This window comes from Campylobacter sputorum (assembly GCF_002220775.1).
Classification (GTDB): Bacteria; Campylobacterota; Campylobacteria; order Campylobacterales; family Campylobacteraceae; genus Campylobacter_F; species Campylobacter_F bovis.
Genome location: NZ_CP019685.1, coordinates 1,425,166 through 1,442,373, shown reverse-complemented (window position 1 = coordinate 1,442,373; position 17,208 = coordinate 1,425,166). Strand labels below are relative to the sequence as shown.

The 17,208-nt window shown below is 29.4% G+C and carries 23 protein-coding genes and 1 tRNA gene; 11 read left to right on the top strand and 13 right to left on the bottom strand.

Features of this window, described 5'->3' with window-relative positions; all coding sequences use genetic code 11:
* The 7 genes from hemE to CSPB_RS07230 all read right to left on the bottom strand — a co-directional run bounded on the left by hemE (window position 1) and on the right by CSPB_RS07230 (window position 4,435).
* Window positions 1–1,023: a uroporphyrinogen decarboxylase gene (hemE, locus tag CSPB_RS07260; protein ID WP_089193727.1), complete on the bottom strand. Its 1,023-nt coding sequence runs from the start codon at window positions 1,021–1,023 to the stop codon at window positions 1–3.
* Window positions 1,024–1,100: 77 nt separating this feature from the next.
* Window positions 1,101–2,102, bottom strand: coding sequence for a beta-ketoacyl-ACP synthase III (locus CSPB_RS07255; protein ID WP_089193726.1), 1,002 nt, complete (start codon window positions 2,100–2,102; stop codon window positions 1,101–1,103).
* 6 nt (window positions 2,103–2,108) lie between these two features.
* Window positions 2,109–3,101: a phosphate acyltransferase PlsX gene (gene plsX, locus CSPB_RS07250; RefSeq protein ID WP_033916338.1), complete on the bottom strand. Its 993-nt coding sequence runs from the start codon at window positions 3,099–3,101 to the stop codon at window positions 2,109–2,111.
* A 3-nt stretch (window positions 3,102–3,104) separates the two neighbouring features.
* Window positions 3,105–3,251, bottom strand: coding sequence for a 50S ribosomal protein L32 (rpmF, locus tag CSPB_RS07245; protein WP_033916337.1), 147 nt, complete (start codon window positions 3,249–3,251; stop codon window positions 3,105–3,107).
* 14 nt (window positions 3,252–3,265) lie between these two features.
* A complete protein-coding gene (locus CSPB_RS07240) occupies window positions 3,266–3,619 on the bottom strand; it encodes a DUF177 domain-containing protein (RefSeq protein WP_089193725.1) in 354 nt (117 codons plus the stop codon).
* Between the two features lie 6 nt (window positions 3,620–3,625).
* Window positions 3,626–4,039, bottom strand: a complete 414-nt coding sequence (ndk, locus tag CSPB_RS07235) for a nucleoside-diphosphate kinase (protein ID WP_033916335.1) — start codon at window positions 4,037–4,039, stop codon at window positions 3,626–3,628.
* A 111-nt stretch (window positions 4,040–4,150) separates the two neighbouring features.
* On the bottom strand, window positions 4,151–4,435 hold the full coding sequence (locus CSPB_RS07230; RefSeq protein ID WP_033916334.1) for a DUF362 domain-containing protein: 285 nt from the start codon (window positions 4,433–4,435) through the stop codon (window positions 4,151–4,153).
* A gap of 178 nt (window positions 4,436–4,613) precedes the next feature.
* Between CSPB_RS07230 and CSPB_RS07225 the strand changes: the two genes are divergently transcribed.
* A complete protein-coding gene (locus tag CSPB_RS07225; RefSeq protein ID WP_089193724.1) occupies window positions 4,614–5,873 on the top strand; it encodes a uracil-xanthine permease family protein in 1,260 nt (419 codons plus the stop codon).
* A gap of 23 nt (window positions 5,874–5,896) precedes the next feature.
* Here CSPB_RS07225 and msrB read toward each other — a convergent pair whose 3' ends face one another.
* The 5 genes from msrB to CSPB_RS07205 form a co-directional block, all read right to left on the bottom strand.
* Window positions 5,897–6,913, bottom strand: a complete 1,017-nt coding sequence (gene msrB, locus CSPB_RS07220) for a peptide-methionine (R)-S-oxide reductase MsrB (protein ID WP_089193723.1) — start codon at window positions 6,911–6,913, stop codon at window positions 5,897–5,899.
* 105 nt (window positions 6,914–7,018) lie between these two features.
* Window positions 7,019–7,411: a rhodanese-like domain-containing protein gene (locus CSPB_RS07215; RefSeq protein ID WP_089193722.1), complete on the bottom strand. Its 393-nt coding sequence runs from the start codon at window positions 7,409–7,411 to the stop codon at window positions 7,019–7,021.
* Between the two features lie 48 nt (window positions 7,412–7,459).
* Window positions 7,460–8,134: an anaerobic ribonucleoside-triphosphate reductase activating protein gene (locus tag CSPB_RS07210; RefSeq protein ID WP_033916330.1), complete on the bottom strand. Its 675-nt coding sequence runs from the start codon at window positions 8,132–8,134 to the stop codon at window positions 7,460–7,462.
* 3 nt (window positions 8,135–8,137) lie between these two features.
* Window positions 8,138–8,308, bottom strand: a complete 171-nt coding sequence (gene nrdD, locus CSPB_RS08890; protein WP_033916329.1) for an anaerobic ribonucleoside-triphosphate reductase — start codon at window positions 8,306–8,308, stop codon at window positions 8,138–8,140.
* Between the two features lies 1 nt (window position 8,309).
* Entirely contained in the window at window positions 8,310–10,415 is a 2,106-nt protein-coding gene (locus tag CSPB_RS07205; protein WP_089193721.1) for a ribonucleoside triphosphate reductase, read from the bottom strand.
* A gap of 717 nt (window positions 10,416–11,132) precedes the next feature.
* On the opposite strand from CSPB_RS07205, the gene CSPB_RS08870 reads away from it, so the two are divergent.
* Window positions 11,133–11,294: a hypothetical protein gene (locus CSPB_RS08870; RefSeq protein ID WP_227484163.1), complete on the top strand. Its 162-nt coding sequence runs from the start codon at window positions 11,133–11,135 to the stop codon at window positions 11,292–11,294.
* Window positions 11,295–11,449: 155 nt separating this feature from the next.
* Here CSPB_RS08870 and CSPB_RS07195 read toward each other — a convergent pair.
* A tRNA-Met gene (locus CSPB_RS07195) sits at window positions 11,450–11,526 on the bottom strand.
* A 187-nt stretch (window positions 11,527–11,713) separates the two neighbouring features.
* Between CSPB_RS07195 and mqnP the strand changes: the two genes are divergently transcribed.
* Genes mqnP through CSPB_RS07150 form a run of 9 tightly spaced genes read left to right on the top strand, consistent with a single transcriptional unit; the run spans window position 11,714 to window position 17,161 of the window.
* The gene (gene mqnP / locus CSPB_RS07190) at window positions 11,714–12,589 is read left to right on the top strand and encodes a menaquinone biosynthesis prenyltransferase MqnP (protein ID WP_033916326.1); all 876 of its coding nucleotides are present in this window, start codon (window positions 11,714–11,716) and stop codon (window positions 12,587–12,589) included.
* The gene (locus CSPB_RS07185) at window positions 12,577–13,101 is read left to right on the top strand and encodes a hypothetical protein (protein ID WP_089193720.1); all 525 of its coding nucleotides are present in this window, start codon (window positions 12,577–12,579) and stop codon (window positions 13,099–13,101) included. Before mqnP ends, CSPB_RS07185 begins: the two co-directional genes overlap by 13 nt.
* Window positions 13,098–13,622, top strand: coding sequence for a hypothetical protein (locus tag CSPB_RS07180; RefSeq protein ID WP_089193719.1), 525 nt, complete (start codon window positions 13,098–13,100; stop codon window positions 13,620–13,622). The genes CSPB_RS07185 and CSPB_RS07180 overlap by 4 nt, the downstream gene beginning before the upstream one ends.
* A gap of 9 nt (window positions 13,623–13,631) precedes the next feature.
* Entirely contained in the window at window positions 13,632–14,597 is a 966-nt protein-coding gene (gene moaA / locus CSPB_RS07175; RefSeq protein WP_089193718.1) for a GTP 3',8-cyclase MoaA, read from the top strand.
* Window positions 14,597–15,349, top strand: coding sequence for a 7-carboxy-7-deazaguanine synthase QueE (locus CSPB_RS07170; RefSeq protein WP_089193717.1), 753 nt, complete (start codon window positions 14,597–14,599; stop codon window positions 15,347–15,349). The genes moaA and CSPB_RS07170 overlap by 1 nt, the downstream gene beginning before the upstream one ends.
* Window positions 15,349–15,930 carry a 6-pyruvoyl trahydropterin synthase family protein gene (locus tag CSPB_RS07165; RefSeq protein WP_089193716.1) on the top strand — a complete coding sequence of 194 codons (582 nt, stop codon included), beginning with the start codon at window positions 15,349–15,351 and terminating at the stop codon, window positions 15,928–15,930. The genes CSPB_RS07170 and CSPB_RS07165 overlap by 1 nt, the downstream gene beginning before the upstream one ends.
* Window positions 15,931–16,110, top strand: a complete 180-nt coding sequence (locus tag CSPB_RS07160; protein WP_033916321.1) for a lipoprotein — start codon at window positions 15,931–15,933, stop codon at window positions 16,108–16,110.
* A 29-nt stretch (window positions 16,111–16,139) separates the two neighbouring features.
* The gene (locus CSPB_RS07155; protein ID WP_151899146.1) at window positions 16,140–16,502 is read left to right on the top strand and encodes a hypothetical protein; all 363 of its coding nucleotides are present in this window, start codon (window positions 16,140–16,142) and stop codon (window positions 16,500–16,502) included.
* Window positions 16,502–17,161, top strand: a complete 660-nt coding sequence (locus CSPB_RS07150; RefSeq protein ID WP_089193714.1) for a 16S rRNA (uracil(1498)-N(3))-methyltransferase — start codon at window positions 16,502–16,504, stop codon at window positions 17,159–17,161. Before CSPB_RS07155 ends, CSPB_RS07150 begins: the two co-directional genes overlap by 1 nt.
* The last annotated feature ends 47 nt before the right edge of the window (window positions 17,162–17,208 follow it).

The following is a 17,208-nucleotide window of genomic DNA, read 5'->3' as shown; positions in this document are numbered from 1 at the left end:
TTATTTTTGAGATCTTTTTTGAACTTCTTTTATAAAATACTTAGCATTTTCAACAGGGATATCTGGTAAAATGCCATGTCCAAGATTAAATATATGAGGTTTGTTTTTCATAATACATAAAATTTCATCGATGCCTTGCGAAATACTTTCTTTACTATAAAGTCTGCATGGCTCCATATTTCCTTGAAGTGTAAATTTAGAAGATAATGTGTCTCTAGCACTTTTTAAAGGTGTACTCCAATCAACGCCAAAAACATCAAAATTTCCATCAATTTTTTCTAAATAACCACTAATGCCTTTTGGAAATACAATTACGGCAATATGCGGATATTTTTGTTTAATGTAAGAAGCTATTTCGTTTATGTATGTAAAGCCAAATTCAAAATATTTATCCATTTCAAGAGCATTTGCCCAACTATCGAAAATTTGCACAGCATTTGCACCAGCTTTTATCTGTTCTTCTAAATATAATTTTAAAACTTCTGTCAATTTTGATAAAATTTTATGTAAAAACTCAGGATTTGTGTATAAAAGTTTTTTACATATGTTATAAGTTTTGCTGCCTTTACCTTCTATCATATAAGTGGCAATTGTCCAAGGAGCACCGCAAAATCCTATCAAAGCTTTATCTTTAGGTAGTTTTTCTCTAGTTAGTTTTATAGCATCATAAACATAATTTAGATTTTTTACAGCTTTTTGTGAATCTAATTTATTTAAATCTTCATTAGTTTGTATTCTTTTTTCAAAAACAGGACCTTCGCCACTTACAAAATTTAAATCCATGCCCATTTCAAGCGGAATAACTAAAATATCGCTAAAAATGATTGCAGCATCAACTCCTAGTATATCAACTGGTTGAAGAGTAACTTCACTAGCTTTTTTATAATCTTTGCATAGGGATAAGAAATCACCAGCTTCTTTTCTAACTTTCATATATTCAGGAAGGTACCTACCCGCTTGTCTCATCATCCAAATAGGAGTATATGGAGTTGGTTTTTTAAAGCAAGCATCTATAAAAATCATATTTCACCTTTTTTTAATTTTATTATACTTGTTTTTAATAAATTTAATATATTATTATATTGATTTTTTATAAGAATTTAGAGCTGATTAAAATTAATGCCACCAAATTTAAGCAAAGCACTACCCCAAGTAAATCCACCGCCAAAAGCATCTAAAAGTAGTAAATTTCCATTTTGGATTTTGCCTTCTTCATAAGCATCGTTTATCGCCATAGGAATCGAAGCTGCACTTGTATTGCCGTATTTATGAACAGTTATAATACTTTTTTCATCATTGATATTAAGTTTATCTTTAACTGCTTGAATTATTCTTAAATTTGCTTGATGAGGTATAAAAAAATCAATATCATCACTTGTAAGGTTATTTTTTTCTAAAATATTTATAACATCATTTGTTAGAGTATTGACCGCAACTTTAAATACTTCATTTCCTTTCATATGAATGAAATTTAATCTATTTTGTATTGTATTTGAATTTGCTGGATTTAAACTTCCACATCCTGGAATCATTAAAAGCTCTCTTTTTGAGCCATCACTTCCTAAATGGATATCAATAATCTCGTTTTCATCTCTAGCTGATATCACAGCAGCCCCGGCACCATCACCAAATAAAATACAAGTTGTTCTATCGCTCCAGTCTACAAAAGAGCTGATTTTTTCAGCACCAATTATCAAGATATTTTTTGCACAATTGCTTTGTATAAAAGATTTTGCAGTGTTTAGTAGATATATAAAACCTGAGCAAGCTGCACTGATATCAAAAGCTGGAATGTTTATCAAATCAAGTTTTGATGCTATCACGCAAGCGGTTGATGGCATGCAAAGATAATCTGGCGTAAAAGTAGCACAAATTAACATATCTATATCTTTTATGTTAAGTCCTGAGCGATTTATCGCGATTTTTGCAGCCTCATATCCAAGATCAGATGTAGACATATTTTTAGCAATTCTGCGTTCTTTTATACCTGTTCTTTTTGTTATCCATTCATCGCTGGTTTCAACCATTTTTTCTAAATCGAAATTATTTAGGATTGTATCTGGGGCATAAGCCCCTATAGATATCATTGAGGCTTTTTTCATATTGTATTATTGCTTTGCGAAATAAGCAAGTTCATTTTCTATAGTATTATTTATTTTAGAATCTGAAAATTTAATTGCTTGAAATATAGCATTTTTTATAGCTTTTGGACTACTTTTGCCGTGGCTTATAATAACGCAGTTTTTAACACCAATTAGAGGTGCACCTCCGTATTCGTCATAATCAACTAATCTTTTAATATTTTTAAACACTTTTTTCATTAAAAATGCACCTATTATAGATATGAAAGATTCTTTGATATTTGTTTTAATGATTTTAGTCATAGAACTAGCTACGCCTTCGCTTGTTTTAAGCACTAAGTTACCGATAAATCCATCGCAAACCACAACATCTACGCTTCCATCAAAAATTTGTCCGCCTTCAACATTTCCGATAAAAGAATCAAGGTTTTTTAAAAGCAAAAAAGCTTCTTTTGTTACATCATTTCCTTTACTTTCTTCTTCTCCGTTGCTTAAAAGACCTATTTTTGGTGATTGTATTCCTAAGATCTCTTTAGCGTAAGCTTCGCCCATTACGGCAAATTGAAAAAGATGTTCTGCTTTGCAATCAACATTAGCTCCAACATCAAGCATAAGTGTTTTTTTATTGTTTTGACTTGGCATAAGTGTTGCTATAGCAGGTCTAAGAACATTTTTTAACCTACCTATCCTAAGTGTTGCTAAACTCATTGTAGCTCCACTATGTCCAGCTGAAACAACTCCGTCGCATTCGCCATTTTTTAAAAGTTCTATAGCCTTGTATATGGTGGTTTCTTTGTTTTTTATGGCATCAGTTGCATGACTTGCCATAGAAAACATCTCATCTGCTTGAATATAAGTAATATTATTTGAAAAACGATCTGGTATCATTTTTTCAATTTCTTGTCTATCGCCAACTAAAATGGCATTAAAACTTTTTTCTTCTAAAGCTTGTAAAACACCATTTATAATTGGCTCATAACCAAAATCACCACCCATTGCATCGATAGCAACACGAACCATATATTAGTATTCTCCCGTTGTTTTGTTTGCTCTATGTGGTATTTTCCAACTGCCGTCTTTATCTTTAACGGGAATTGGAAGATTTACCTTATAGTGAGTTCTGCGTTTTGCTGCGCGAGTTTTGCTCACTCTTCTTTTAGGTACTGCCATTTTTAACTCCTTTACTAAATTTTACATTTTTCGCAGTAAAAACAGTCGCTTTTATATGACTCTATTTCACTGGTCATTATTTCATCTAAATTTATATTTCCATCAAAAAACTCAATGACATCATCAAGTTTTCCATCTTCGTCTTTATAGTATCCATTGCTTAAAATTAAACTCAAATCATAATCTAAAATAAGCATTATATCATCACCACATCTACTACATATATACGGTAGATTGCCTTTTATATGGGCATCGCAACTTACTAAATTTCCACTAATTTTTTTTAAATTTCCACTTAATTTTATATTTTCTTTTATAAGCTCAAACGGATAACTATTTTTATTTATTGTAGAAAATGCAATTTTCATTATTTTTTAGCAAATCTCTCTATTTGAGAAGAAAAATGATATTTCTATAGCGGCATTTTCTAAACTATCGCTTCCATGAACTGCATTTGCATCTATGCTATCTGCAAAATCAGCTCTAATTGTGCCTTTTTGTGCTTCTTTTGGATTAGTTGCTCCCATTAATTCTCTATTTTTGGCAACAGCATTTTCTCCTTCTAAAACCATTACAACTACTGGACCACTTGTCATAAATTTAACAAGCTCACTATAAAAAGGTCTATCTTTATGAACTATATAAAAATTTTTAGCATCTTCTTCACTAAGTTTAAGTTTTTTTGCTGCTGCAATCCTTAAACCATTACTTTCAAATCTATCAATAATTTTACCAATAACACCTTTTTTAACTGCGTCGGGTTTTATAATAGATAAGGTTTTTTGCATGTTTATCCTTTAATTACAATAAAAAATAATTTTAAGGGAAAGATTATATCAAAAAAAAGTAAAAAATAAAAGTAGGCTCATTTTATGCCTACTTTTTGGTAATATGAAAGATTATTGAACTACAGGGGTAGAACCATTTCTCATATCTGCAGATATTTCACTTCTGCTAGGTTGACCAGAAACTGGTGCATCCCAAACTATACAGCCATCTGTTGGACAAGCTGATGCACAGGCTGGTTGATCATTATGACCTACGCACTCTACACATTTATCTGGATATACATAATAAATGTCTTCGCCTTTTGGGTTATCGCTATCGTCAACTATAGCTTCAACTGGACACTCATCTATGCAAGAACCGCAAGCTATGCATATATCAGTAATTTTTACCGCCATTTTTTCTCCTTAATAATAATTTATATGAGTTTATAACTATACCAAAAATATATTAAATTTGATATAAATAATATGAAATGGTTATAAATTTTATATATATGAAAATTTATAAGTAAATTTACAGATAAACTGGCTAAAATTCACAGATTTTTATTTTAATGTATCTTAAGGAAAATTTATGACAAGTTCAACAAAATACAATTTTAGATTAAAAGACTCACTTTTAGGAGCACAATTTTTATTTGTCGCTTTTGGAGCTTTGGTTTTGATGCCGATTTTAACAGGCTTAGATACAAGCGTTGCCCTTTTTACGGCTGGAATTGGAACTCTTATTTTTCAATTTGTTTGTCGCAAAAAAATCGTTCCTATTTTTTTGGCATCAAGCTTTGCTTTTATTGCACCAATTAGTTTTGGTATATCCAAATGGGGATTAAGTGCTACAATGGGAGCTGTATTTTTTGCAGGACTTGCATATAGTGCTTTTAGTTTTGTTGTGAAGTATAAGGGATATGAGTTTATACAAAAGATTTTACCTCCAATTGTTGTTGGTCCTGTTATAATGACAATAGGTCTTGTTCTTAGTCCAGCTGCCGTAAGTATGGCAACTCCATCAGGAGAGGCACTAAAAGTATATCAAATTTTAAATCCAAATTTTAGCACAAATGATGCTATGATTATAGCTGGAGTTTCTCTTTTGGTAACTCTTATGTGTATAGTTTTTGCAAAAGGTATGTTAAAACTCATTCCAATTTTGTGTGGCATAGCAGCTGGATATATAATGTCTATGTTTTATGGGATTATTGATTTTTCTGTTGTAAAAAATGCTCCTTGGTTTAGTGTGCCAAATTTTGTATTTCCTACATTTCATCTTGATGCTATTTTATATATGATACCTGTTATAATTGCTCCCATAATTGAGCATATTGGCAATGTTATAGCAATTAGCAATGTTACAAAAGAAGATTTTACTAAAAATCCAGGACTTGAAAAAACTCTTCTTGGTGATGGTATTGCAACTAGTGTAGCAGCACTTCTTGCGGGACCACCTTGTACAACTTATGCTGAAGTAACAGGAGCTGTTAGATTAACTAGAGCTTTTAATCCTGCTATTATGACATGGTCTGCTATAGTAGCAATAATGCTAGCTTTTATAGGAAAGCTTGGGGCATTGATATCTAGTGTGCCATCTTGTGTTCTAGGTGGAATTATGATACTGCTTTTTGGAATAATAGCAAGTGTTGGCATGGAAAGTCTTATAAAAAACAAGGTTGATATGGATAATCCAAGAAATATGATTATAATAGCTCTTGTTTTAGTTCCTGCACTTGGCGGTATGGTGCTTGATTTTGGTTTTGCTAGTTTTTCTCAAATTGGGCTCGGGGCTATTATAGGAGTTGTTTTAAATTTAGTTTTACCTCATAAAAAAGTTCAAGATTAGTAAATTTGCGTTTTAGCGCAAATTTACTCTACATACATTATATAATCTTCATATCCCATATCTTTCATCTTTTCAATAGGAATAAACTCTAAACTAGCACCATTTATGCAATATCTTAATCCACCTTTTTCTTTTATACCATCATCAAAAACATGTCCAAGATGGGAATTGCCAAGTTTAGAGCTAACTTCTGTTCTTTGCATTCCATGAGTTAAATCTTCATTGTATTTTATAACATCTGTAGTTATTGGTTTTGAAAAACTCGGCCAACCACATCCTGCATCAAATTTATCTTTAGAGCTAAAAAGAGGTTGTTTTGTTACAATATCTACATATATACCTTTTTGATTAAATTTATCAAATTTAGAACTAAATGGTGCTTCTGTTTGTTTATACTGTGTAACATTGTATTGCAGTTCACTTAAAGAGTTTTTTATCTCATCTTGACTTGGTTTTTTAAATTTACCAGCATAAAGAGGTTTTGAAGATAAACTTAAATCTATATGGCAATATCCGCTTGGATTTTTATCTAAATAATCTTGATGATAATCTTCTGCTAGGATAAAATTTTTAAGTTTTTGAACCTCTACTGCTATTTTTTGTTTATATTTGTTTTGTTCATAAGAGATAAATTTGGTTATATATTTTTCCATATTTTCATCATTGTAGTAAATTCCACTTCTATACTGTCTGCCAGTGTCGTTTCCTTGTTTGTTTATGGATATGGGGTCTATAATTCTAAAATAATGAGCCAAAATTTCAATCAAACTAATAATATTTTCATCAAATTCAATTTTTAATGTTTCTGCGTGATCGCTTTTTGATAATTCTTGATATGAAGTTTGTGGAGTTTTTCCATTTGCATAACCAACAGATGTTTGCAAAATCCCTGGTATTTTTTTAAAGTATCCTTCCATTCCCCAAAAGCAACCTCCTGCTAAGTATATCTCTTTTTGGTTTTGCATATTTTCTCCTTTGATTTCTTTTGCATTTGCAATTAGCATAAAAAATATGCCAAAAACTAATAATATTTTTTTCATACTTACTCCTTTAAGTAAGCAAATTTGCGATAAATTTTAATTTAAAATTATTAACGAAGAAGATGAGTTTTGTAAATAGTGGCAAATTTGCCACTATTTTTTAGTTTATTCTTTAACCGTTTTGTATCCGTGAGATATAAGTTTATCCATACCGCCTTTTAAATTTGTTACATCGTTTATACCATTTTCTTGTAGTAATTTAGCTGCTATTTCGCCTCTTCTACCACTTTTACAAATCACATAGATTGGTCTAGATAAATTTATCCCACTAGCTTTTACTTTTTCTATAAAGTTTTCATCTATGGTTTTTTTATCATCTTTTGTAAGAGAGATTTTATAAGCACCTTTTATAGTTCCAGTATCTTTCCATTCAGCTGGTGTTCTGGTGTCTATTATCTGCATATCCTCTGTTATATTAGATGGTTCCATATCTAATTGTTTAACTCCTGCGTTTAGAGTAATTATAGCTGCGAATAAAAAAACTAAAATTTTTTTCATTCATTTTCTCCTTTTAAAAATATTTTTAAAATTATATCATAGCGTGTATTAAAAATTTCGCAATACTATGTTTAATTTTGTGAGTATTTTGTTTTTGTCTATAACTCTTTTTTGTGGTGTAATTTCGGTAAAATTATGATTTGTTTGTAAAAAGTTTTGTAAATAATAGTTATTTTTATATCCTAAATTTTCAAGATATTGTGCCATTTTAGAAATATCATTTTCATTTATAAAATCAGTATGAATTGTCGTTCTAACTTCAAATTTAAAGTCAATTTTTATGAGATATTGTAGTGTTTGTTCAAATTTATAATATAAATTTGATTTTGTAATTTTTTTAAATTTATTAATGTGTGCTTTAAAATCAAGTGCAATGTAATCTATAAGATTTTCATCCAAGGCTTGTTTTATGATGTCTGTATTTGTGCCGTTTGTATCAACTTTAAGCTTATAACCTAGGCTTTTAACATTTCTACAAAGAGTTAAAAAATCTCTACAAAGTGTGCATTCGCCGCCACTAAATACAACGCCACTTAATTTTCCAACTCTTGATTTTAAGAAATTTAAAAACTCATCATTTGTTATTTTGCCTTGATTTAAAACCGCATCTATATTGTAGCAATAGATACAACGCATATTACATCCACTAAACCAAACTATACAAGCAAGCTCGTCTTGATAGTCTGTTGTGGTAAATTTAGTAATTTCATAAATTTGATTCATAATTTATGCTGTTTTTTGTTCCTTTTTATCGCATTTTTCTACAAACTGAACACGCTCTTTATGCTCTCCTTTTTTACCTAAATTAAAGCTCTCAACTGGTCTTAAATATCCCATAACTCTTGTGTAAACTACACATTTTGTTCTTTTTGATTCTAACTCTTTTGGAAATTCCATTTTATGCTCCTTTTTGATTTTTTTTATATTCATTTAGTAACTCTTCATCGCAATATGGACAGTATTCATGCTCTCCAGAAATATATCCGTGCTTATGACAAACGCTAAATATCGGGGTTATTGTAATATAAGGAAGTTTGTAATTTGTTACTATATTTTTCACAAGCATTTTGCAAGCCTCAGCCGAACTTAACTTTTCTTTCATATATAAGTGAAAAACGGTTCCGCCTGTGTAGCTTGATTGAAGTTCATCTTGCAAATCAAGTGCTTCAAACGGATCGTCTCCAAAATACGCAGGAAGTTGTGTTGAGTTTGTATAATAAATGTTATCGCCACTTCCAGCTTGCAATATATCATCGTATCTTTTTTTATCTTCTTTTGCAAATCGATAAGTTGTGCCCTCAGCAGGGGTTGCTTCGAGATTATAAAGATTTCCAGTGCTTTCTTGAAAAGAGCGTATTTTGTCTCTTAAATGTTCTATAAGTTCAATGGCAAATTTAACTCCAAATTTAGTTGTAATGTTTTCTTTATCATTGCTAAAATTTCTTATCATTTCATTTGCACCATTTATGCCTATGGTGCTAAAATGGTTGTTGAAATTTTTAAGATATCTTGCTGTGTATGGATAAAGTCCTCTATCATACATTTCTTTTATAAATTTACGTTTTTTCTCAAGAGTGCTTTTTGCAAGTTCTAAAAGTTTATCTAAATTTTCATAAAGTGCCTTTTTATCATTTTTATAAAGATAACCAAGACGGGCTAAATTTATCGTTACAACGCCAATTGATCCAGTCATTTCAGCTGAGCCAAAAAGTCCGCCACCTCTTTTTAGTAGTTCTCTTAAATCAAGTTGAAGTCTGCAACACATTGAGCGGACTGCACCTGGTTTATAGGCTTTTTCATTTTCTATTTTGTTTCCATTTTCATCTATGATATACTGACTTCCTATGAAATTTTGAAAGTAACTTGAGCCCATTTTGGCGGTATTTTCAAACAATACTTTAGCCACTGGGCTATTCCAGTCAAAATCTTGTGTTAAATTTACAGTTGGTATTGGAAAGGTAAAAGGTTGAGAGCATTTATCTCCTTTTGTTAAAACCTCGTAAAATGCTATGTTTATGCGATCCATTTCGCTTTGAAAATCGCCATAAGTCATATCGATTAATTTATCTCTGCCGCGTTCTTTTGCCTTTTTTATAAGAATTTCATCGTCTAAGTCTTTAAAAAGATGTTCGTTTTGGCTTGTTGGAATTTGATCTTTTAAGTCATCTGGGCAGGTTAAATCTATCGTAACATTTGTAAATGGACTTTGCCCCCATCTTGCCGGTACATTTAGATTGAAAACAAAACTAGTAATAGCTTTTTTTATCTCTCTATCTGTTAAATTATCTCTAAAAACATAAGGTGCAAGATATGTATCAAAACTTGAAAATGCTTGTGCTCCTGCCCATTCGCTTTGTAAAATTCCAAGAAAATTTGCCATTTGATAAAGCGCTTCTCTAAAATGATGAGGTGCTCTGCTTTCAACCCTTCCTCTAACCCCATTAAAACCTTCATTTAACAACGCTCTTAAGCTCCATCCCGCACAATACCCAGTTAGGCAGTCTAAATCGTGGATATGATAATCCCCATTTCTATGTGCTAATCCTTCCTCTTTGCTATAAACACTATCAAGCCAGTAGTTTGCTATAACTTTTCCAGCGGTGTTGTTTATAAGTCCTGCGTTTGAGTAGCTTGCATTTGAATTTGCTAAAATTCTCCAATCATGTTTTCCTATATATTCGTTTATGGTTTGAGTTGAGTTTATGTATGTTGTATCTTCATTTAATCCTAAAATTTGCTCTCTTTGCATTTTATGAGTATGGCGATATAGCATAAAACTTTTTAAAACATTGAAATGTTTGCGTTCAAATAGCTTTTTTTCTATCAAATCTTGTATATCTTCAACTGCTGTTATCTCTTTTGATGCTATTTCATCGATAACGCCGTAAAATACTTTGTTATCATACTCTTCATTTTCACTTTCAAATGCTTTTTTTATAGCATCTTCTATCTTATATGATAAAAATAGCTCTTCTTTTCCATCTCTTTTTAAAATTTTTTTCATTATGTAACCTCAAAATTGTGATTTTGGATTATATCATTTGTGAAGTTTAAACTTACTTAAACAAATTTAGAGTTAAACGATATAAATTATCAATAAGAATAAAAAAGTTATATTTTAAAGGTTTTTTTATAAATATATTTAATATACTAAATTAAGGGATTTTGTAAATAAAAATTAAAATTTATATAGAAAAATATAAAATATATTAATTAATATAATTTTTTAAGATTATTTGTTAAATTTATGAGTATTTTATAATCTTACGGTTTAGATATTTTATTTGCTTTATTGCTAATTTACTATTAAGATTTTAATTTATTTTAAAACAAATAAATTTTTTATACAACATAGTATATAAATTTAGAAAAGTTATTTGGTGGTTTAAATTTATTTTTTGTATTGCTTAGCTATTAACACTTAGCAGCATATTTTTGCAAGTCAGTTAGTCATAAATGGAGCCCTTTATTTACAATATCAAAGCTTTTTAGATGAAGCCATAAAAATACTTAAAAACTTAGCAAAAGAACAAAACCAAGACTTAAATATAAATGAGTATTTAGGCGATAATTTAGAACATAATTTACCAATTTTAAGTGATGATGAAATTTACAACGAAGTGAAAAAAAGAAGCGAAGCTATACACAATAAAATGGCTAAACTTTTAAGTCACGATGAAGTAAAACAAAATATCAAAAATCACATTTTAGGGCTTTAAATTTGCTAGTTTATACAGAGCAGTTTTATGGCGAGCTAGAAAACATAACAGACTTTATAAAAAAAGATAGCATAAACAGAGCCTTAAAATTTAGTGATGATTTATTTCTAAAACTTGAAAATATTCCATATTATCCGTTAGCTTATCCAAAATATAAAAGATGATAAAAATATAAGAAAATTAATTTTTAAAGGTTATGTAATACCATTTGAAATTTTAAAAGACGATATTTATATTTTAGGTATTTTTAAAAACAATTTATTGACTAGAAAAAAAGAGCTAAATTTAAAGTTACTACTTTAAATTAAAATAGAGTAAATGGTGTCAAGAGAGAGACTTGAACTCTCGACCTCCGGCTTATGAGACCAGCGCTCTAACCAGCTGAGCTACCTTGACACAACATAAATAGAATTGATGATTCTATCAAACATAAGCTTATAAATTTATAAATTATGCTAATTATTGCTTCAAAATTTACAAATTTAAAAAATTTAATATATTTTCATACCAAAAAAACCGAAGTTTTTAACTAAATATTAAGCTAAATATAATAAAATTACTAAATTTTGACACTAGGTAAAATATGAATAAATTTATGCAAGTTTTAAAAGATATTAATGAGCTTATAGTTTTTAAGCACTCTGTATTTGTGTTACCATTCATTTTTATGTCAATGATAGTGGCTTCTAAGATAGATAATGGCACAATGTGGTTTGGTATAAAACTTTTTATATTAGGTACACTTTGTGCGGTTACTGCAAGAAATTTTGCGATGGCTACAAATAGATATCTTGATGAGGATATAGATAAACCAAATCCTAGATGTGCAAATAGACCAAGTGTTGATGGCAGAATTGGCAAAAAAAATTTAATTATTTTTATAATTTTTAACGCTTTTGCTTTTATTTTTATAGCATATTTCATAAATGATTTAGCTTTTAAACTCTCTTTTCCTATACTTATAGCACTTGGTGGATATTCATTTTTTAAACGATTTAGTTCGCTTGCTCATGTGGTTTTGGGGCTTTGTGAAGGATTAGCACCTATTGCTGGGGTTGTTGCTGTAAGTGCTGATATACCACTTTGGAGTGTTTTGCTTTGTTTTGGTGTATCATTTTGGGTTGCTGGATTTGATGTGCTTTATTCACTTCAAGATATTGATTATGACAAAAAAACCGGACTTTTTAGCATACCATCAAGATATGGTGTAGAGGCTTCTATGTTTATATCTGCTATGTTTCACTTTATAACTATTATATTTTGGTTATTATTTGCATGGTCTGCTAATCTTGGTGGATGGGCGTATTTTGGTATCATTTTGAGTGCTTTTATATTGTTTAAAGAGCATCAAATTGTGAGAAAAGATTTTAGCAAGATAGATAAAGCGTTTTTCACATTAAATGGATATCTTGGCATAATGTTGTTTGTTTTTATTTGGATAGATTTATGGACGATGTAAGATTAGTGGATGCCTTTTTAGACATTAAATTTGATAAATTTGAAAAAAATGAAATAGAATTTATGGAAGAATTTGATACCTTATCAAAAGATAGTGTTGATTCTATAAATGAGTGGATTAGACATCAAAAAGCAAATGGTAATGCTGATGAAACTGATAAAATTTTGCTAAGTCTTATTGTAGAATTGCATAAAAAGGTAGATATGCTTTATAAAAAATTAGATGGAAATCACGCTGATACTTATTTAAATTTAAGCAACAAAAGCCATATAATTTCTATTGGATACGGATATTTTAAGATAAAAGATGAAAAATTTGATATAAATAATAAATATTATGGCAGAATATTTTTGCCAGTATTTCCTAAAAGGGAAGTTCCTGTAGTATTTATAGCAAAAAGTAAAAGTATAGCTAGCATTGATAAAATGAGCTTTAGTGATGAAAAAGATTGGGATAGTTATGTCTCTCAAAGAGAGCGAGAGTTAATACGCGAAATGAAAGGCCTTTTATGATAGAAATCATAGCATTTATAGCATTTGGCGTTGTTTTGCTAATAGTTATAGCACTTTCTTATATGAAAGATTCTGAAATGACTAGAAAATTTTCAAAATACGAAAAAATTTTAGATAGTTTAATGAAAGAAAATCATGCTATAAAAAAACAACTTCAAACTTTAGAAATAACCGCTTCATTGCCTAAAGAAACTGAAGATTTACAAAATATAGAAGAAAAACTTGCATTAAAAATACAATCTGAGATAAATGATAAAATCATACCTGTGATTAACTCTATACAAAATATAGAACAAGCTATAGAAAATTTTCAATCAGAACAACAAGATAGAATTTATGATCTTGAAGAAAGAACAAAAAGTATAACTAAAATTTCTCCACCAAATAATGGAAGCGATGAAGAAAAAATAGTATCACTTTATAATAACGGATTAAGCGTTGAAAGTATTGCGAAAGATTTACAATTAAGTGTAGGTAAAGTAAATTTGATACTAAAAATCAGAGGTCTTTTGCGTACATAAATTAGGAAAATTATGATAGACAAATATGGAAGAAAAATAAATTATCTAAGAGTTTCGGTTACTGAAAGGTGTAATTTTAGATGCAAATATTGTATGCCTACAAATCCATTTGAGTGGCAGCCAAAAGAGAATTTGCTTAGTTTTGAAGAGTTGTTTTTGTTTGTAAAAGTCGCTATAGATGAGGGTATTGATAAGATAAGAATAACAGGTGGCGAACCTCTTATAAGGCAAGATGTGGATAAATTTATAGCTATGATAAATGACTATAAAAAAGGACTTGATCTTGCAATGACTACAAATGGGTATTTTTTAAAAGATAAAGCAGCCTTACTTAAAAGTGCTGGATTAAAAAGACTAAATATTTCGCTTGACACACTAAATCCCAAGAAAGCTAAATTTATATCACAAAAAGATATATTAGGCAATGTTTTGAAAGGCATAGAAGCTGGAGTTGAAAATGGTTTTAAAATCAAGTTAAATACAGTTGCATTAAAAGGAATAAATGATGATGAATTGATTGATTTAATCAATTTTGCTAAATCAAAAAATGCTCAAATAAGATTTATAGAATATATGGAAAATACGCACGGAAGCAACGAAATAAAAGGTTTAGATAAAAATGATATTTTAAATATAATTTCTAAAAAACATTTCATAAAAGAACTTCAAAAAGAGCCAAATTCACCATCTTCGCTTTTTGAACTAGAAGATGGTTATAAGTTTGGTATAATTGCACCTCATAAACACGACTTTTGTCAAAGCTGTAATCGTATTAGATTAAGCGCTGAGGGCTTACTTATACCTTGTTTGTATTTTGATGATGCACTTAGTATAAAAAAATCTGTTAAAGATGGAGATATAGCTGCTGCTAGCGAAATTTTGCGAAATGTTATAAATAATAAGCCAGAAAAAAATAGATGGGGCGAAGATACTAATGAAATTTCAAATCGAGCTTTTTACGAGACGGGCGGTTAATGTTAAGATTAGTTGAGAGTTTTATAAGTATCCAAGGCGAGGGTAAATACTCTGGCAAATATGCACTTTTTGTAAGATTTGCTGGGTGTAATCTTAGATGTAGAGGTTTTGGTGTAAATTTAAAATCCCCAAAAACAAGTGAAATTTTGGTAGGTTGTGATACTATAAAAGCTGTTGAAACTTCGCATTTTTCATATCAAAATATTTCAAATTTACAAGAACTCCTAAGCCTAAGTGTTGCAAAAATTCCAATAAATTTAAAACCTATCGTAGTAATAACTGGTGGCGAACCTTTAATTCATCATAAAAATGATATTTTTTGCGAATTTATAAATTATCTTCTTAATCATAAATTTGAGGTGCATTTTGAGACAAATGGCAGTGTTTTTGTTGATTTTGATAAATTTAGCTTTTTAAAAAATTGTATTTTTTGTGTAAGCATAAAGCTATCAAATAGCGGAGAAATCATGCAAAATCGTATAAATTTAGATGCTCTTAGAGCTATAAATAAAAACGCAAAAGATAGTTTTTATAAATTTGTTTTAAACGCAAAGGATATATCAAATTTAAGTAAAGAGATAAAAGAAATTTTAGACATTGTGCCAAATGAAGTTTATTGCATGCCAATGGGTGCAACACAAACCGAGATTATTTCAAACGCAGCCAAAGTTTGTGATTTTTGTATAAAAAATGGGTATAATTACACAGACAGGCTTCATATCAGACTATGGAATGATAAAGAGGGAGTTTAATGATAATAAGAAAGATATTTGATTTTGAAAATGCTCACATTGTAAGATTTTGTAGTTCAAAAAGATGCAAGACAAGTATACACGGGCATTCTTATAAATGTGAGGTTTTGCTTGATTCAAATTTTTTAGATAACGCTGGTATGGTTTATGATTTTGGATTAATGAAAGATGGCATAAAAACTATTATAGATAGCTTTGATCATGCAACTACACTTTATAGCAAAGATGATGAAAATTATATAAAGGATATGAAAAAGCATTCAAAAAGATGGATAGAAATACCGCAAAATCCAAGCGCAGAGCAGTTTTGCAGGATATTTTTTGTGCTAATTGACAAACTTTTATCGCTGAGTTTGATGAATAATGGAGAGAAAAATGTTAAACTTTATAGCATTATAGTTCACGAAACTGCAACTAGCTACGCGCAATGTTTTAGAGATGATGCATATAATGAAAATATGGGTAAAATAGAACTTGAAGAGATTAAATTTTCGCCAGATATAATAGATGAATGGGAAGATAAATTATTGTTTGAAAAGATTAAAGCTGGTAAAATGATACAAACCAAAAAAGAGTGCTAAATGAGAAAAATATTTTTATTTTTTATGTTTATGTTTTTTTTAACTGCTTGTAGCGATGAGCCAAAGGAAATTGTGGATAGAAATTTTACAGATCCGCCAAATGATGTTCCAATTGGCATTAATGAAAATAAGCCAAATATCGATTTGCAAAGTCCACCAGAGCCAGTAGCAGAGCAGTAATGGAGCTTTTTTATATTACAAGCTATAAAATGCATATTGTTTTTGTTTGCGTGATTTTAGTCGCCGTATTTGTTCATTTTTTGCTTATAAATTATAAAGTGGGCGATGTCAGATACGCCATTAGGCTTCGCAATTTTTTTCCATTTTACTACACAATTCTTACGCTTGTAGCTTTAAGTGGTTTTAACATGGCTTCTGTGCTTAAATTTGATATCAGCTATAATTCTTATATTATGATTTTATCCGTTTTTGTACTTATTGGACTTGGGGTTTATGAGTTTAAAATTTTAAAAAAAACAATAAAAACAAAAAGTTTTATCGAGTTTAGAAAAAAGGCAAATATAAAAGTCTGTTTAGATTTTTTAATAATATTATTTGCGAGTGTGATTTAATGCAGTTTTTATACTCAAATGATGCTTCTAATGATAGTATAATTATAAAAGACGATCAATTTTTACATCTAAAAGCAAGAAGAGTAAAGATTGGCGATGAAATAAACATTAGAAATTTAAAAGATGAATTAAATTATGTTTATGAAATTTCTCAAATTTCCAAAAAAAATATACTTTTAAATTTAAAAAGATCTCAAAAAGTTTCAAATTTAGTATCAAATCTAAGCATAGCTTGGAGTATAGTTGATATAAAAATAGTAGAAAAAACTTTGCCGTATTTAAATGAAATGGGGTTAAAAAAGCTTATTTTGGTTTATGCTGAATTTTCTCAAAAAAATTTCAAATTTGACATAAACAGATGCGAGAGAATTTTGATATCATCTTGTGAGCAATGTGGTAGAAATTCGCCTTTAGAAATAGAAATTTATCCTAGTATTGAAAAAATGCTTGAAAAATATAAAAATATTGCAAGGATTGATTTTAATGGAAAAAGTCTAAATTTGCAAAAAGATATAAACGAGATACTATTTATCGGTCCAGAAGGCGGTTTTTCAAAAAATGATATAGAAAAAATTCCAAAAAGTTATTCTCTAAATTCAAATTTAATTTTGCGTTCACAAACTGCTACTATAGGCATTGTAGGAAAGCTACTTTTATAAATTTGATTTTTTATTAAATTTATTATATAATAAAAGCTTTCAAAAAA

Bases quoted from the DNA above. Each gene is read 5' to 3' on its own strand.
- CSPB_RS07205 (WP_089193721.1), bottom strand. From the start codon at position 10,415: ATGAAAAAAATTTTAAAAAGAGATGGAAAAGAAGAGCTATTTTTATCA.
- hemE (WP_089193727.1), bottom strand. From the start codon at position 1,023: ATGATTTTTATAGATGCTTGCTTTAAAAAACCAACTCCATATACTCCT.
- CSPB_RS07180 (WP_089193719.1), top strand. From the start codon at position 13,098: ATGATAGAAATCATAGCATTTATAGCATTTGGCGTTGTTTTGCTAATA.
- CSPB_RS07160 (WP_033916321.1), top strand. From the start codon at position 15,931: ATGAGAAAAATATTTTTATTTTTTATGTTTATGTTTTTTTTAACTGCT.
- CSPB_RS07255 (WP_089193726.1), bottom strand. From the start codon at position 2,102: ATGAAAAAAGCCTCAATGATATCTATAGGGGCTTATGCCCCAGATACA.
- CSPB_RS07150 (WP_089193714.1), top strand. From the start codon at position 16,502: ATGCAGTTTTTATACTCAAATGATGCTTCTAATGATAGTATAATTATA.
- CSPB_RS07240 (WP_089193725.1), bottom strand. From the start codon at position 3,619: ATGAAAATTGCATTTTCTACAATAAATAAAAATAGTTATCCGTTTGAG.
- msrB (WP_089193723.1), bottom strand. From the start codon at position 6,913: ATGAAAAAAATATTATTAGTTTTTGGCATATTTTTTATGCTAATTGCA.
- CSPB_RS07215 (WP_089193722.1), bottom strand. From the start codon at position 7,411: ATGAAAAAAATTTTAGTTTTTTTATTCGCAGCTATAATTACTCTAAAC.
- nrdD (WP_033916329.1), bottom strand. From the start codon at position 8,308: ATGGAATTTCCAAAAGAGTTAGAATCAAAAAGAACAAAATGTGTAGTT.
- CSPB_RS07230 (WP_033916334.1), bottom strand. From the start codon at position 4,435: ATGGCGGTAAAAATTACTGATATATGCATAGCTTGCGGTTCTTGCATA.
- CSPB_RS07170 (WP_089193717.1), top strand. From the start codon at position 14,597: ATGTTAAGATTAGTTGAGAGTTTTATAAGTATCCAAGGCGAGGGTAAA.
- plsX (WP_033916338.1), bottom strand. From the start codon at position 3,101: ATGGTTCGTGTTGCTATCGATGCAATGGGTGGTGATTTTGGTTATGAG.
- CSPB_RS07155 (WP_151899146.1), top strand. From the start codon at position 16,140: ATGCATATTGTTTTTGTTTGCGTGATTTTAGTCGCCGTATTTGTTCAT.
- CSPB_RS07210 (WP_033916330.1), bottom strand. From the start codon at position 8,134: ATGAATCAAATTTATGAAATTACTAAATTTACCACAACAGACTATCAA.
- ndk (WP_033916335.1), bottom strand. From the start codon at position 4,039: ATGCAAAAAACCTTATCTATTATAAAACCCGACGCAGTTAAAAAAGGT.
- CSPB_RS07225 (WP_089193724.1), top strand. From the start codon at position 4,614: ATGACAAGTTCAACAAAATACAATTTTAGATTAAAAGACTCACTTTTA.
- CSPB_RS07165 (WP_089193716.1), top strand. From the start codon at position 15,349: ATGATAATAAGAAAGATATTTGATTTTGAAAATGCTCACATTGTAAGA.
- rpmF (WP_033916337.1), bottom strand. From the start codon at position 3,251: ATGGCAGTACCTAAAAGAAGAGTGAGCAAAACTCGCGCAGCAAAACGC.
- CSPB_RS07185 (WP_089193720.1), top strand. From the start codon at position 12,577: ATGGACGATGTAAGATTAGTGGATGCCTTTTTAGACATTAAATTTGAT.
- mqnP (WP_033916326.1), top strand. From the start codon at position 11,714: ATGAATAAATTTATGCAAGTTTTAAAAGATATTAATGAGCTTATAGTT.